Source organism: Streptomyces sp. NPDC036815, from assembly GCF_055609205.1.
Genome location: NZ_JBVJPW010000011.1, coordinates 166384 through 181808, shown reverse-complemented (window position 1 = coordinate 181808; position 15425 = coordinate 166384). Strand labels below are relative to the sequence as shown.

The following is a 15425-nucleotide window of genomic DNA, read 5'->3' as shown; positions in this document are numbered from 1 at the left end:
CCGACACCGCGCCCAAGGCACCGGCTGACGCCGCCGCGAGCGGCCCGCAATCCAGGAGATGCCCGCTCCCGGCCCCAGAGCACAAGGTGAAGCCCAGGGGCGAGAGCGGCCGAGGCCGCCGTGCCCCACCTGCGCGGCGCCTGGCCCCGGGGGCCTGGCCACCCCGGCACCGGCAGGGCAACGCCGCGATCCCAAGGCCGCACCCGCACCGATGCCCGACGCGATCACCGGCTCGTAGCAGGCCCGGGAGTTCTTGCGCTCCTACGTCACGCCCACGCGCTCGGCAGAACCCCGAAGACCCCGGAACCGCAGGGCTCCCAACATTCCCGGCACCATCCCCAGGAGGTGGGCAAGATGCCCCAGGAAACACCCCGGCCGGCGGCCGACGGCGACCCGACCCGCGCCGTCGTGCTGGGCGCCAGCATCGCCGGGCTGTTCGCGGCCCGTGTCCTCGCCGAGGCTTACGACGAGGTCCTGGTCGTCGACCGGGACACGGTCACCGGCGTCGACGGCCCGCGCCGCGGACGCCCCCAGGGCAAGCACATCAACGCCCTGCACGTGCGCGGCCGGGTGGTGATGGAAGAGCTCTACCCCGGCATCACCGACCAGCTCATCGCCGACGGCACCCCGACCGGCGACTTCTCCGGCTCTGTGCGCTGGTACTTCCGCGGCCGCCCGGTCAAGCGCGCCGACATCGGCTACATCGCGGTGCCGGCCTCGGCGCCGCTGATGGAGCGCCGGATCCGCGAACGCACGGCCGAGCTGGCGAACGTCCGCTTCGTCGAACGCTGCGACATCCTGGGCCTGACCGCCACCGCCGATCACACCCAGGTGACCGGGGTCAAGATCCAAAAGAGCGGCGAGCCAGGCGAGGAGATCGCGGCCGACCTGGTCGTCGACGCGACCGGGCGCGGCTCGCGCACCCCGGTGTGGCTCGAGGAGATGGGCTACCCGCGCGTCGAGGAGGACCGGACCAACATCGGACTGGGCTACGTCACCCAGAACTACAAGATGAAGGTCGACCCCTACGACGGCGACCTCGCGATCATCGCTGTCGCCTCCCCCGACGTCCCGCGCGGCGTCATCTTCACCAAGACCGAGGGCGACACCACCCTGATGACCGTCTACGGCATCCTCGGCGACCACCCGCCGACGGACCAGCAGGGGCTGTACGGCTTCGTCAAGCGCCTGCCGGTCCCCGACATCCACGAGGCACTGAAACACGCCGAGCCGCTGGACGAGCCGGTCGCCTTCCGGTTCCCCACCACCCAGCGCCGCCGCTACGAGCGGATGGGCCGGTTCCCGGCCGGCCTGCTGGTCATCGGTGACGCGGTGTCCTGCTTCAACCCGGTCTACGCCCAGGGCATGACGGTCGCGGCGATGTCCGCCCTCACCCTGCGCCGCCACCTGCACTCCGGCGCCACGCCGGACGCGCGGCAGTACTTCCGCGACCTGGCGCGCGAGGTCATCGACCCGCCCTGGGAGATGACGCGCACCGTCGACCTGGGCTTCGACGGCGTCGAGGGCAAACGCGACCTCAAGGTGCGCATCGGCCAGCGCTACCTGGCGATGGTCCAGGCAGCGGCCACCCGCGACCGCTCGGTGACCCGCGGCTACATGCGCGCCGCCGGAATGCTCGACCGGCCGGAGCAGCTGATGCGCCCCGGCATGGTCCTCCGGGTCCTGCTGAACGCGCTGCGCGGCCCGGCCGGAGCGGCCCCCGTACCCCCGGCCGACGTCACGAGCCGGCCGGCAGCCCGCTGACCGGGTCCCGCTGAACCGGATCCGCCGGGCTGCGCTGCCCGCGATCACACCGCGGGCACGCCCCCACCCCCTTACCTCCGCAACGCAGTCAGGAGCAGTGAACATGACCACTCAGCAGCCGTCGGCCACCGCGGACGTCACCCAGCGGGTCGCCGCCATCTGGGCCGAAGTCCTGGGCCCGGGCTCCGACCGGCCCGGCGCCACGTTCGTCGAGCTCAACGGCCAGTCCATCGCCGCCGTGCGGATCGTCGCGGGGCTCGAGGAGCAACTGGGCATCACGCTCGACGTCGGCGACCTCTTCGAGGACCCGGACCTGGAGACCTTCACCCAAGGCGTACTGGCCCGCATCGAGGAGTGAGCGCGATGGCCGAACTGACCCACGTCACCCCCGCCACCTCGCTCGACGACGTCGTCGAGGTCCTGGAACGCGACGGAGCGGTGGTCGTCGAGGACTTCGTCGATGCCGAGACGCTCGCCGCGATCCGGACGGACCTCGAACCCGGCCTCGAGGCGGCCGGTTACAGCGAGAGCGGCTACGACGGTAAGAAGACCAAGCGGCTGTCCAGCCTGTTCCAGCGCTCGCCGCGCCACCTGACCAGCGTGGTCCTCCAACCGCAGTTCCTCGGCGCGGCCCGGCGCCTGCTGCAGCAGACCACACACATGTGGATCGGCAAGGTCCGGATGGAGGTGACGCCGAGCATCCAGGTCAGCTTCACCCAGGCGATACGCATCGATCCGGGCCAGGGGCGCCAGCCCCTGCACCGCGACGACGCGATGCATCTGTGGCGGCATCCGGGGCCGCCGTGCCGACTGCAGCTGATGCTGGCGCTGACCGACTTCACCGCCGCCAACGGCGCGACCCTGGTCATCCCCGGCAGTCACCACTGGGACGACGAGCGGGCCCCCTCGTACGCCGAGGCGGTCCCGGCGGTCATGCCCGCCGGCTCCGCCCTGCTCTGGCCGGGCGGCGTCTACCACGGCGGCGGAGCCAACACCACGGACTCGCCGCGCTACAGCCTCTCCCTCGCGCTCGACCTGGGCAACCTGCGGCAGGAGGAGAACCAGTACCTCGCCGTCTCCCGGGAGACCGTGCTGAGCCTGCCGCAGGAGGTGCAGCGGCTGCTCGGCTGGGACCGTTGCCCGCCCGGCCTCGGCCAGGTCGAGACGCAGGACCCGCTCCTGCTCCTTGAGCAGAGCCAGCAGGAGCTCGCCACCAGGCCGCGCGGTGCCAATCCGCTGAGGTAGTGCCCGTGAGCCGAAAGCAGCCGGTGCGCCGCCGCGGGAGCGGGCGCACCGGCCGCGGCGTTTTCGGGGCCCGCGGGGCCAACTCCCCGGCGCCGGGGGCAGCCTGGCCGGGCCGCCCCCGGCGCCCGCTGGATCAGGGCAGGCGGACGGACAGCCCGTGGTGGAAGACCTCGAGCGGGTCGTAGACCTGCTTCGCACGTTGCAGGCGGGCGTAGTTGTCCTTGAAATACAGCGCAGGCCAATCGAGGCCCGAGGTGTTCCACTCGGGATCGGCCAGGTCGGTGTCGGGGTAGCCGATGTAGGAGCCGTCGTTGACGGCGTCCGGGACCGGCACGCCGCCGCAGTGCGCGTAGACGTCCCGGTAGTACGCGCGCACCCAGGCCAGGTGGCGCTCGTCGTCGGCCGGGTCGGTCCAGGAGCCGGTGCTGTAGGAGGCCTTGAGGATGCAGTCGCGCTGCGCCACCGCGGTGGCGTCCGGGGCGACGGCGTTCACCGTGCCGCCGAAACCGGTCAGCACCAGGCAGCCCATGGGGTTCTCGTAATCCGGCGAGGACAGGTGCCGGTGGATCGCCGTGATCTGCGCGTCGGAGAACCCGCGGCGCAGATAGCCCGCCTTGTTCTTGTACCGGCCCCGCGGATCGCTGGGCCAGCTGTAGGACGGCAGCCAGGCGTCCAGCCACGAGGAGGTCTCCGAGGTCGCCGACACCGGCTCGGCGCCGATTCCGCGGGTGATCGCCGCGGTGTGGGCCTGGAGGACCTCGGCCGCATCCGGCGCGTCGTCGGGGATCACCGAGGTCAGCATGAACAGGCCGCCGGAGCGGTGGGTGACGATCAGGTTGCTCCACAGCGCCGTGGCCGGTGCGCCCGGCTCGCTGTTCTCCTCGTACCAGGTGCAGTAGTTGCGCAGCAGGGTGCGGAAGTCGGCCTCCGAGACCGCGTCCCAGGACCACGTGGTGTCGCGGCGCAGCACCGCGCGCGGCGCGCGGGGCAGCTGCCGGGCCGGGGCGCCGTCCGGCGTCCCCGGCGTGCGCAGCCAGTACTTCGTGACCACGCCGAAGCTGCCGCCCCCGCCGCCGGTGTGCGCCCACCACAGATCGTGGTGCGGGTCGTCGGGCCGAGCGGTGCCCACCACGGTCCGGGCCCGGCCGTCCGCGCCGACGACGACCGCCTCGACCGCCGTGACGTGGTCCACCACCAGGCCGTCGCGCCGGGACAACGGGCCGTAGCCGCCGGCTGCGATGTGCCCGCCGGCGGCCACCTCGAAGCAGGTGCCGGCCGGGATGGTCACGCCCCAGCCGTCGTGCAGTGTGCGGTACACGTGGTCGAGGCGCGCTCCGGGCTCCACCACGAACGCGTCGCGCCCGGCGTCGTGGCCGACGTGGTGCAGTGCGGAGACGTCGAGCAGCACCTCGATGTCGGGATGCGCGGTGAAGTCCTCGAAACAGTGGCCGCCGCTGCGCACGGCGATCCGCCGGCCGGTGTCCACGGCCGCCTGGACAGCGGCCTGCACGTCGGCGGCGTCGGTGGCGAGCCGGACCTCCTCGGGACGGCCCACGAAGCGGTGGTTGTAGCCCTCGACGAGGGCGGGGTAGCGGGGGTCGTCACGGGTGACGACGGCGGCGGTCGTGTCCGGCATGGCGGCCTTCCTCAACGGGTCGCGGTCTGTGCCCCGACCGTGCCACCGCCGAGGGGCGCCGGGCATCTCAACGTGTGCGCACTTCGGCGGCCTCTTCGGTGCCCCGCATATAGAATGAGCTGGTGCGTTCCGATCAGCGCCTGGAAAATCTGCTCGCGGAGCTGCGGCCCTCGGTCCTCGGCGCCCTGGTCCGGCGCCACGGGCAGTTCGACGGCTGTGAAGACGCGGTGCAGGAGGCGCTCGTCGCCGCTGCCACGCAGTGGCCGGCCCAAGGCGTCCCGGACAACCCGCGAGCCTGGCTCCTGACCGTCGCCGGACGCCGCCTGACCGACTACTGGCGCAGCGACCAGGCCCGCCGCACCCGTGAGGCCACCGTCGCCTCGATGACGCTGCCCGAGGCGTCAGTGGCCCCGGCCCCCGACGACGAGAGCCTCGTCTCCGTCGACGACGACACCCTGATGCTGCTGTTCCTGTGCTGCCACCCGGCGCTGACCCCGCCCTCCCAAGTAGCCCTGACCCTGCGCGCGGTGGGCGGCCTGACCACCGAGGAGATCGCCCGCGCCTTCATGGTCCCGCAGGCCTCGATGAGCCGCCGCATCTCCCGCGCCAAGCAGCAGATCAAGGACGGCGGCATGACCTTCCGCATGCCGCCGGAACCCGAACGCCCCGAACGCACCCGCGCGGTCCTGCACGTCCTCTACCTCATCTTCAACGAGGGCTACACCGCCACCGCGGGACCCGACCTGCTGCGCCCGGACCTGACCGCCGAAGCCATCCGCCTCACCCGCCAGGCCCACCGCGTCCTGCCGGACAACGGCGAGGTCGCCGGACTGCTGGCCCTGATGCTCCTGACCGAAGCACGCCGCCCCGCCCGCACCCTGGCCGACGGCACCCTCGTCCCGATGGCCGAGCAGGACCGCTCCCAGTGGAACGGCGCCCTCGCCGAGGAGGGCCTGGCGCTGGTCGTCGAGGCCCTGGCCCGCCCCGGCGTCGGCCTCTACCGCCTGCAGGCCGCCATCGCCGCGGTGCACGTCGAGACCCAGGAAGGCGGCGAAACCGACTGGCCGCAGATCCTGGCCCTGTACGACCTGCTGGAGCAGATCGCGCCCGGCTCGGCGGTCCGCCTGAACCGCGCGGTGGCGATGGCGATGGTCAAGGGCCCCCGCGAGGGCCTGCGGCTGCTGGAGCCGCTGGAACAGGACCGGTGGATGTCCGGCAGCCACCGGCTCAGCGCGGTGCGGGCGTACCTGCTGGAGATGGACGGCGGCCTGGACCGGGCCCGAGAGGCGTACCGGACCGCGGCACGCCAGACGGCAAGCGGGCCCGAACAGCGGTTCCTCATGGAGCAGGCGGAGCGGGTGGGGGCGGCTCTGGAGGACGGGACGGGCTAGGGCAGCGCGGCCCGGATGCGGCCCACGGCGACCGGGGGCTGACCACCGGCGACCGGTGAGTGGGTCCGCCCTGACCGGCACCGGGCCCCAGGCGGCCGTGTCCCAGGCGGCCGGGCCGGGCGAACTTCGAGCCTGCGCTGCTGTCGCTGAGCACGCTGGCGGATGCCCGCGCCGCCGCCCCGCTCGCACCCTTAGAGCCTGTGTCATATACCCGGCCGGGCGGGCGGGGATATGACACAGGCTCTCAGAAGCAGAACCGCCCGGACCACTAAGGGGAGTTCATGCTCGACACCGCGCCCATCGCCTTCCCCGGCGACCCCCTCTACGACGCCGCCACCGGCGTGTTCAACCTCGCAGGACCAGCCCACCCCGCCGCCGCGCTCACCGCCACCAGCCTCGCCGACGTGCGGGCCGCGATCAACTACGCGTCGGCGCGCGGCCAGGGCGTTCGCGTCCACACCACAGGCCACTCCGCCGGCGCGGCCACCTCGATGACCGGCGCCCTCCTGATCCGTCCTCTCCTGCCCGGCGGCGTCGAGATCGACCCCGGCCGCCGCCTGGCCCGCATCCCCGCGGGCACGCCCTGGAGCGCCGTCGTCCACGCCGCCGCACCCCACGGCCTGGCCGCGCCCCACGGCACCTCGGGCACCGTCGGCGCCATCGGCTACCTGCTGCACGGAGGCGTGAGCCTCTACGGCCGCAAACTCGGCCTGGCCGCCAACCACATCCGCTCCATCGAGCTCCTCACCGCAGACGGGCACGTGCGCTGCGTGAGCGCCGGCGAGGACCCCGAACTCTTCTGGGCCCTGCGCGGCGGAGGCGGCGGCTTCGGCGTCGTCACCGCCGTCGAGATCGACCTCTTCCCGGTGGCCGAGCTCGTCGCCGGCGCCGCCTTCTGGTCGTGGCAGCACGCCGAGGCCGTGGTCGGCGCCTGGTACGACTGGACACTGCACGCCCCCGAGGAGGTCTCCACCTCCCTGCGCGTGATGAACCTGCCGGACCTGCCGGAGATCCCGCCGATGCTCAAGGGCGGCCCGGTGGTGTGCGTCGCCGGCGTCGCCCTGGCACCCGCCTGCGCACACGACCTGCTGGACCCGCTGCGCAGGATCGGCGAGCCGGTACTCGACACCTGGCAGGAGTGCGGCCCCGAACTGGTCCCGGACATCCACCTGGACCCCGAAGAGCCCGGCGCCTTCATCGGCGACCACCTGCTGCTCGCCGAACCGGGCCGCGAAGGGATCGCCGCGTTCCTGCGGCTGACCGGCGAAGGCTCCGGCTCGCCCCTGATCGCCGCCGAACTGCGCCAGCTCGGCGGGCGCCTGGCCGTCGCCGCCGCGGGCGGCGGCGTGCTGAACCGCCTGGACGCGCGCCTGGCCTACATGGGCGCCGGCGTCCCGGCGCTGCGCGGCACGCCGCAGGAGATCATCGGACACTGCGACACGGTGCGCGCCGCCCTGGGCCCGTGGGACACGGGCCGGACCGCGCCCGGCTTCGTGAAGGGCCTGGACCGGCCGCGCGGGCATCTGTCCGAAGCCGATGTCCGGGCGGTCGAGCGGGTCCGGGCGCGCGTGGACCCCGACGGCCTGTTCCGGGGCGACGCGATGCCGGAGACCGTGAGCATGCCCCGAAAGACCGCGAGCCCCTGACGTCGGCACGCAGGAAGACGCCCAGGACCTCGCGTCCTGCGATCGTCGAAGACATGCCCCAGGTGATCGCGGACATCTCCGTCTCCCTCGACGGCTTCGTCGCCGGCCCCGGCGACAGCCCCGGCCGCCACGCCCTGGGCATCGGCGGCGAACGCCTCCACCAATGGCTCTTCCCACTGGAGGCCTGGCGCGCCCGGGCCGGGCGCGAGGGCGGCGACGCCCGGGGAGTGGGCGCCGACATCATGGGCGAGTACTTCACCCGCACCGGCGCCGCCGTGATCGGCCGCCGCATGTTCGACCACGGTGAGCAGGCGTGGGGCGAGCAACCGCCCTTCCGCGTACCGGTGTTCGTCGTCACGCACCGGCCGCTGCCGCCGCGCCCGATGTCCGGCGGCACCCGCTTCGAGTTCGTCACCGGCGGCGTCGCGGAGGCGGTCGGGCGCGCCGCCGCCGCGGCCGCGGCACGCGGCAAGGACGTGGCGGTGATGGGCGGCGGACAAGTGATCGCCGCCGCCCTGGCCGCCGGCGTCCTTGACGAACTGCGCCTTCACGTGGTGCCGGTGCTGCTCGGTGGCGGCCGCCCGCTGTTCGCCGCGCCCATGGACCCCGCGATCGCGTTGGAGACGACGCGCGTGGAGCTGTCGTCGGGTGTGAGCCATGTATTCCATCGCGTTCTCAAGCAGGAAGGAAGGCACAGATGCTCTCCGACAAGGTGATGCTGGTGACCGGCGTCGGCCCCGGCCTCGGCCGCGAGATCGCGGTCCGCGGCGCCGCGGCCGGAGCCGACGTGGTCCTGGCGGCCCGCACCGGGACGGTCCTGACGTCGGTGGCCGCCGAGGTCGAATCCCACGGCCGCCGGGCGCTCGCGGTCCCCACCGACATCCTCGACCCGGACGCCTGCCGGGCGCTGATCGACCGCGCCCTGGACACCTTCGGCCGGGTGGACGTGTTCGTCAGCAACGCTTTCGCACCCCCCGCGATGGGCGACCTGACGACGATGGACCTGGACGCCGTGCGCGCCTCCCTGGAGACCGACGCCCTGGCCGCGCTGCGCCTGGTCCAGCTCCTGACGCCGACCCTGAGCGGACACGCCGGTTCGGTCGTGATGGTCAGCTCCGCGGTGGAGCACCACTCCCGCCCCCACTTCGGCGCCTACAAGGCATCGAAATCGGCGCTGCACTCCCTGGCCGGCAGCCTGGCCAGCGAGCTGGGCCCGAGCGGTGTCCGGGTCAACACCGTGGTGCCGAACTACATCTGGACCGAGGGGCTGAAGAGCTGGTTCGCCAGCCAGGCCGCCGAGCGGGGGGTGACCCTGGAGGACGTCTACGCCGAGACCGCGGCCACCTTCGACCTGCGCCGGCTGCCCGAGCCGGGCGACGTCGCCAACGCGGTGCTGTACCTGGCCTCGGACCTGGCCAGGGCGATCACCGGCCAGAGCCTCAACGTCGACGCGGGCGAATTCCACTCCTAGCAGGAGTGTCCCGGTCCGCCCGTGCCGGTGGTCGTCCGCGACCACCGGCACGGGCGGGGCCGCTACGCGTCCGGTGTGGAGCGACGACGCGCGCTCGCCAGCCTGAGCTGGGCAAACCCACGGTTGGCCACGGTCGTGAGCAGCACGGCGGAGCTGGCGTGCGTACGCCCGGTGGACAGATCGCGCCAGACCCGCTCCAGGCGGGTCCCCTCCCGTACGGCAGGGCTGCCGGCGGTCGGCTGGAGAATCTCGTCGACGGCCCGCCAGGCCAGCTCGGTCGCCTCTCGGCAGGTGACCGCGATCCGCAGGTCCTCCTCGGGGGTGAACGCCCCGACCGGCAGCCCGGACAGCTCGTGCCAGCGCCGCGACGCCGCGAGCACCAGCGTCTCGGCGGCGTCGATCATGCCGCTGGCCTTCCCGTACCAGAGCTGGAAGTCGGGATCCTCCGCCCGGGGCAGGAACGGCGGGATGATCGTGGTGCGGGAGAACATCAGCTCCGTGTACGCGTCGAGCGCGCCCTGGCACATGCCGACCGCGATGTGCGCGCCCTCCAGAGCCATCGAGCTCGCCGGCGCGCCCCCGTACTGCGGGTGCTCGTGCAGCTCGCGGCCCGGGGTGCCCTCGGTCACCGAGATCTCCTCGAAATTGACCTCGATGGCGAAGTGCTCGGGGATGTGCCCGCCGGAGATGCGGATGCTGTGCGACCCGCTGCCCTTGAGGCCCAGCTGCCCGCCCCAGTCGTCGAGCATCTCCCATTGGTCGCGGGGCGCGATGAACAGCAGCCGGCGTGGCGGGTCCGCCTCGTCCCCGGCGATCACGGTGTTGCCGATCAGGTGGGTCGCGTACGGCGCGCCGGAGCAGTACCTCCACACACCGTCCAGGACCCAGCCGCCGTCCTTCGCGCGCCGGGCCGTTCCGTGGGGGGCGTTGACGAGCGGCGCGATGAAGTCGCCGCCGGAGAAGATCTCGGCCTGCGCCTTCTCCTCGAACATGCTGCCGGCGAACAGCGAGTGCGCGGCCCCCAGGCAGAACATCCACCCCGTGGACGGGCAGGCACGGCACAGGACCATCGCGACCTGCAGGAAGGTGTCGAAGCCGAACTCGTAGCCGCCGTAGCGCCTGGGCACCGTGATGCGGTAGAAGCCGGCGTCCCGGAACGCCTGATGGGTGTCCTCGGCGTAGTAGGTCCGCTGCTCGGTCTCGTGCTGGCGCGCCACCAGGGCGGGCACCATGGCCTTGGCCCGCTCGATCAGCACGGCCGGGGTGACGTCGGCCTCCCCGGCCATGGCCGCGCCCCGCGCGGCGTTCTCGGTGTCGGTCACGGCGCCGGCCCTCAGATCGCCGAGTCCGGGCCGGCGACCATGTCGCCGACCACCTCGAGGAACCCGGCCGCCTGCTCCTCGACCTCGGCCCGCTCGAAGAGGTGGCGGCTGAAACTGAGCCCGCCGACCACGTCGCTCTCGCCCAGGTGCATCGACCAGATCATGCCGTCGGGAGTGTCGGAGCCCAGCGGCTGCGGGATGACCCGCCGCCAGATCGCCGTGTACTCCAGCTCGCCGATCCTCTCGCGCTGCGTCAGGTAGGGCGGCTGGACGGCCTGGAACAGGGTCGGCACCGCCTCGGGGCCGGCCGAGGACATCAGCTCGGGTGCCTCGGCGAGGATGTGCATCAGCGGCAGCTCGTGCGAGAAGGCGCCGATGCAGGCCGTCCTGGTGCGGGCGACGACCTCGCGGAAGGTCCGGCAGCCGTCCAGGTTCACCCGTAGCGGGCTGAAGTTGAAGAACGAGCCGACCGTGGACTGGAAGCGGCGCTCACGGCCCGGCGTGAAGGTGGGCACCACGATGTCGGTCGCCCCGGTGCGCCGGTGCACGAAGACGGTGAACGCGGCGAGCAGCACCATGAACGGCGAGCTGCGCGTCGCCTTGGCCAGCCGGGCCACCTCCGCGCTCAGCTGCGCGTCGGTGGTGAAGCGGTGGTAACTCGTCGCGGGGGACTGCCCGGTGGGGTGGACCGGCGCGACCAGGATCCTGGCGCCGTGCAGCGTGTCACGCCAGTACGCCCGTGCGGCGGCCACCGCCGGCCCGTCGGCGTCCTCCTGCTGCGCGGTCACGTAGTCCCGGTACTGGGCCACCGCCGGCAGCTGCGGCTCGTGCCCGGCCGCGCGGGCGGTGTAGCACTGCGCCAGGTCCCGCAGGATCACCTGGATCGACCAGACGTCGGCGGCGCTGTGGTGGGCGCACAGGACCAGAACGGAGTCCTGCTCGTCGAAGCGGCCCAGCACGGCCCGCAGCAACGGGACCCGGTCGGCCGGGAACGGCCGGATCTCCGCCTCGATCATGAGCTGCTCGGCGCGCCGGTCCCGGTCCGCGCCCGGCGCCTCGTCCAGGTCGACCAGCTCGAGCTCCGGTTGTACGGCGGGCAGCACGCTCTGCGCACCGCCGTTGTCCAAGTGCACCACGGTGCGCAGTGCCTCATGCCGCTCGACCACATCGGCCAGCGCCACACGCAGGGCCTGCGCGTCGACGCGGCCGTGGACCCGCCACGCGAAGGCCTCCGTGTAGTGCGGGCCGAACGGCCCGGTCTTGAAGCCTTGGGCGAACATGCAGAGGAACTGCTGCTGCAGTGAGAGCGCCGCAGGCGCCTGGGTTTCCGACGTCGTGGTCATGGGGGATCTCTCCTCAGAAAAGGCGGACGCCGCCGTGGCGGAGGGCATCGATCAGCGGCCGTCGCCGTGGGACGGCACGCCGTGCAGGCCGGCCGGGCAGGGCCTCTCGTCCGGCTCTTCGCGACCGGCGGGAGGGCCGGGCACCGCGCCCGCCCTTGACGAACGGGACGGCCGGGCGGGGCAGTTCGCGCCGCCCGGGCTCTGCCGGCCGGTGGAGAACAGCGGGCCGTCATCGGCCGGCACGATCGGGCCCGCCGGATGGGCCGGCGCACCGCTGCGTGGCCGCGCCTCGATTCTCATCACCGTGTCGAGGCCGCGCATCTTCGTGATTGCGCCCCGCCCACGACCGAAAGGTGCGGCCCGGCCGGTCAGTTCCGGGGCTTTTGGACGGTGATGACGGCATAGCCGATCTGCTCCGCCCCCGGTGCGAAGAAGGTCTCCAGCGTCTGGCGGAGCGTGTCCACGGCGGCCTCGCCGAACCGGCCGGCCAGCTCCTCGCGCCGTGTATCCACGGCCTGCAGGTACTTGGGGCCCATCCCGAACACCCGCGGCCCGCACTGCAGGTACTCCGCCGGCTCGAACCCGGCCTCGCGCAACGTCTCCAGCCACTGGGCCACCGACAGCATCCGCTGCGCCCCGAAGTCGGCGGCGAACCGGCCGGCGTCCGCGACGCCGAGCCCTTCCCGGGTGGGCTCGGTCAACGCCAGCAGGCCGCCGGGGCGCAGCGCCCGGTGCAGGCTGGCGAGCGTATGCCCGAGGTCATCGACGTAGACGAGGGACTCCATCGCCACCACCGCGTCGAAGCTGTTCTCCGTGAAGTCCAGCGACTGGCAGTCGCCGACCCGAAAGGTGACCTGGTCGGCCAGCCCGGCCGCCTCCACCCGGGCGCGCGCCTCGGCCACCTGACGGGTGCTGATGTTGACGCCGGTGACCCGCACCCCGTACTCGGTGGCGAGCTGGATGGCCGGGGCCCCCAGGCCGCAGCCGACGTCGAGGACCTGATCGCCCGCGCGCAGCCGCAGCGAATCCGCCACTTTGCGGGTCAGCCGCTGCGCCGCCTCGATCAGCGGAGCCTGGTCCTCCTCGTCGTACCAGTAGGCCAGATGCACCTGACCGTCGTTGAACACATTCGACATGTCGGACGACTCGTCGAACATCTCGGCGATCTCCGGCGTCCGGCCAGGGGTTGCCGTGCTCTCCATGGCTGCTCCTCTCGCGGGGACCGGATCCACCAAGCCCTGCCCCAAGGTCGCAGTGGGGGCACAGGCAGGCATCTTCCTGGTTGCGCGGTCGCCGCGAGGGCAGCCTCGACGGCCTACGGGGGCTTCCCTCCCAGGGGCCGTGAGGCCGACGCCGGCGAGCCGCCCCGGGTTTGCGGCCGGGGCGGCTCGTCGGCCCGGTCAGGCGTTGCCGTCGGGCTTCGGCGCGAAACCGTCATGCAGGACCGGCCACATCTCGACCGGGCTCTCGCGCGCCCAGGGCATGTCCGCCGCGATCTCGCGGGCCCGCTCGGCCGACTCCACCTCCAGGAGGTAGAGGCTGCAGACGAACTCCTTGGCCTCCAGGTAGGGGCCGTCGGTGGAGAACGGGGCGCCGTCCTTGTTCCGTACCAGCGAGGCCTCGCTGCTGTCGCCGAGGCCGTAGGCCGCGAGCAGCTCTCCGGAGGCCCGGTAGCGGGAGTTCCAGGCGTCCTGCTCCGCGATCTCCTCGTCCAGCAGCTCGGCCGGGATCGACGCCCACTTCTCCTCGTTGCCGTAGATCATGAGCAGGTACTTCATGTCAGCCTTCAGCCTCCTTGGGCCTCGCGTGCGACGACCCGGACCACTGGGGAAGTCCGGTGGAAGTGATCGGCTGGATCACGTTACGCACCCTATGAAAGGCCACTGTACGAGATCAACGACCTGCGGCTTGTGCGGGATTCCGGTGGGGGAGCGGCCGGCCGGGACACCGGGCGGACGGTGATCGTCCGCCCCGGACCCGCGCATCCGCAACACGCACCGGCACCGGCCTCACGGTGAGCGCTCCCTGCGGCGAAACCCGAGTCCGCACCGTGGAAGACGCCCGCGGCGGCGCCCACTGGACACCCTGGAAGGGCCCGGTACCCATCGGTCCTCACAGGAGGTAGACGTGGACGACGATCCGCTCTTCGCCATCGACCCGTCCGGGAGCGACATCCACGGCGAGGCGGCCCGGCTCCGGGCCCGCGGGCCGGTCACCCGGGTGCTGCTGCCCGGCGGGGTCGAGGCCTGGTCGGTGACCGGCTACCACGCCGCCCGGCAGGTCCTGGCGGACGAGCGGTTCGCCAAGAACGCCCGGCGGCACTGGCCGGCGTACGCCGAGGGCACCCTCGGCCCGGACTTCCCCCTGATCGCCTGGGCCCGGATGGACAACATGTCCACCGCCGACGGTGAGCCGCACGCCCGCCAACGCCGCCTGGTCGCCGGGGCGTTCAGCCCGCGGCGGATCGCCATGCTGCGGCCGCGGGTCGAGCGGATCGTGACGCGGGCGCTGGAGGAGCTGGCCGGCCACGCGGCCCAGCAGCCGGGCGAACCGGTCGACCTCAAGGCCCGCTACGCGCACCCCGTGGCGTCGCGGGTGATCGGCGAACTGCTCGGCGTGCCCGACGGTGACCCCGACGCCATCCTGGAGCGCGCCGGGTACGTCGAGCCGGACCCGCGCAGGGCGGCCGCGGAGTTCGCCGCGCTGCGCGGCAAGATCGAGGCCCTGGTCGCGCACAAGCGCCGACGCCCGGGGGAGGACCTGATCAGCGACCTGATCGCGGCCGGGCCGAGCGGCTGCCCGGTGCCCGGGGCGGACGGCGGCCCCGATGCCGAACTGGTCGGCCTGGCCCAGCTGATGCTCAACACCGGCGCCGAACCGGCCAGGAACCTCATCACGAACACCGCGCTGGCGCTCCTGACCCGGCCCGCTCAGCGCGCCCTGGCGGCCGGCGGCGAGGTGGACTGGGACGACGTGGTGGAGGAGACGCTGCGCACCGACGCGCCGGTCGCGCACCTGCCGTTCCGGTTCGCGACCGAGGACGTCACGGTCGCCGGCGTGACCATCTCCCGGGGCGACCCGGTGGTGGTCGGTTACGCCGCGACCGGCCGCGACCCGGAGCTGCACGGCGAGGCGGCCCAGGAGTTCGACGCCCGGCACGCGGACAAACGGCACGTGGCGTTCGGCCACGGCGTGCACCGGTGCGTGGGCCCGGCGCTGACCCGGATGGAGGTGCGCATCGCGGTGGAGGAGCTCTTCACGCGCTTTGCCGGGCTGCGGCTGGCCGTGGAACCGCACGAACTGGCCGGCCAGGGCACCTTCATCATGAACGGCCGACGCGCACTGCCGGTCCATCTCTGAGCGCACCCCTGCCGCCCCGGCGGGACACGAAACCACCACTGACGACATGTCAGGAAGGCTGGTGTGCCCGGCAGTCGGGCGAGAGGGCACCGGCGCCGGACGGCACCGGCCACCTGCCCGGATGTGGTGCGGGCGGGCGGACGGCGACAGCCGCACTCCAGGAGATGCCGCTGATCGTCGCGATCGCCATTGTGGAGTCAGCAAGCCGCCCGCTGAGAAGCAGCGGCCCGAATGGGGCGCCGTGCGC

13 protein-coding genes are annotated in these 15425 nt (G+C 73.0%); 8 read left to right on the top strand and 5 right to left on the bottom strand.

What is annotated here, in order from left to right; all coding sequences use genetic code 11:
- The first annotated feature begins 354 nt into the window (after positions 1-354).
- The 3 genes from ACZ69I_RS23265 (at position 355) to ACZ69I_RS23255 (ending at position 3009) form a co-directional block, all read left to right on the top strand.
- A complete protein-coding gene (locus ACZ69I_RS23265; RefSeq protein ID WP_470834324.1) occupies positions 355-1764 on the top strand; it encodes an FAD-dependent oxidoreductase in 1410 nt (469 codons plus the stop codon).
- 103 nt (positions 1765-1867) lie between these two features.
- Complete coding sequence (locus ACZ69I_RS23260) at positions 1868-2122, top strand: phosphopantetheine-binding protein (RefSeq protein ID WP_467677212.1); 255 nt, start codon at positions 1868-1870, stop codon at positions 2120-2122.
- A gap of 5 nt (positions 2123-2127) precedes the next feature.
- Positions 2128-3009 (top strand): phytanoyl-CoA dioxygenase family protein, encoded by an 882-nt coding sequence (locus tag ACZ69I_RS23255; protein WP_470834322.1) that lies wholly within the window; start codon positions 2128-2130, stop codon positions 3007-3009.
- Between the two features lie 133 nt (positions 3010-3142).
- Here the strand turns inward: ACZ69I_RS23255 and ACZ69I_RS23250 are convergent, their stop codons facing one another.
- Positions 3143-4645 carry an FAD-binding oxidoreductase gene (locus tag ACZ69I_RS23250; protein WP_470834321.1) on the bottom strand — a complete coding sequence of 501 codons (1503 nt, stop codon included), beginning with the start codon at positions 4643-4645 and terminating at the stop codon, positions 3143-3145.
- A gap of 122 nt (positions 4646-4767) precedes the next feature.
- Here ACZ69I_RS23250 and ACZ69I_RS23245 point away from each other — a divergent pair, with 122 nt between their 5' ends.
- The 4 genes from ACZ69I_RS23245 to ACZ69I_RS23230 all read left to right on the top strand — a co-directional run bounded on the left by ACZ69I_RS23245 (position 4768) and on the right by ACZ69I_RS23230 (position 9153).
- Positions 4768-6036, top strand: coding sequence for an RNA polymerase sigma factor (locus tag ACZ69I_RS23245; RefSeq protein WP_467677217.1), 1269 nt, complete (start codon positions 4768-4770; stop codon positions 6034-6036).
- A gap of 281 nt (positions 6037-6317) precedes the next feature.
- A complete protein-coding gene (locus ACZ69I_RS23240; protein WP_470834319.1) occupies positions 6318-7682 on the top strand; it encodes an FAD-binding oxidoreductase in 1365 nt (454 codons plus the stop codon).
- A 53-nt stretch (positions 7683-7735) separates the two neighbouring features.
- A complete protein-coding gene (locus ACZ69I_RS23235) occupies positions 7736-8398 on the top strand; it encodes a dihydrofolate reductase family protein (protein WP_470834317.1) in 663 nt (220 codons plus the stop codon).
- Positions 8380-9153 (top strand): SDR family oxidoreductase, encoded by a 774-nt coding sequence (locus tag ACZ69I_RS23230; RefSeq protein WP_467677223.1) that lies wholly within the window; start codon positions 8380-8382, stop codon positions 9151-9153. Before ACZ69I_RS23235 ends, ACZ69I_RS23230 begins: the two co-directional genes overlap by 19 nt.
- 62 nt (positions 9154-9215) lie before the next feature.
- Here ACZ69I_RS23230 and ACZ69I_RS23225 read toward each other — a convergent pair whose 3' ends face one another.
- From ACZ69I_RS23225 to ACZ69I_RS23210, 4 genes are all read right to left on the bottom strand, one after another.
- Positions 9216-10475 (bottom strand): acyl-CoA dehydrogenase family protein, encoded by a 1260-nt coding sequence (locus ACZ69I_RS23225; protein ID WP_470834316.1) that lies wholly within the window; start codon positions 10473-10475, stop codon positions 9216-9218.
- Positions 10476-10486: 11 nt separating this feature from the next.
- A complete protein-coding gene (locus ACZ69I_RS23220; RefSeq protein ID WP_470834314.1) occupies positions 10487-11818 on the bottom strand; it encodes a condensation domain-containing protein in 1332 nt (443 codons plus the stop codon).
- 368 nt (positions 11819-12186) lie between these two features.
- Entirely contained in the window at positions 12187-13020 is an 834-nt protein-coding gene (locus ACZ69I_RS23215) for an SAM-dependent methyltransferase (protein WP_470834313.1), read from the bottom strand.
- A gap of 198 nt (positions 13021-13218) precedes the next feature.
- A complete protein-coding gene (locus ACZ69I_RS23210; protein WP_467677231.1) occupies positions 13219-13596 on the bottom strand; it encodes a YciI family protein in 378 nt (125 codons plus the stop codon).
- Between the two features lie 349 nt (positions 13597-13945).
- On the opposite strand from ACZ69I_RS23210, the gene ACZ69I_RS23205 reads away from it, so the two are divergent.
- Positions 13946-15178, top strand: a complete 1233-nt coding sequence (locus tag ACZ69I_RS23205; protein ID WP_470834312.1) for a cytochrome P450 family protein — start codon at positions 13946-13948, stop codon at positions 15176-15178.
- Positions 15179-15425 lie beyond the last annotated feature (247 nt).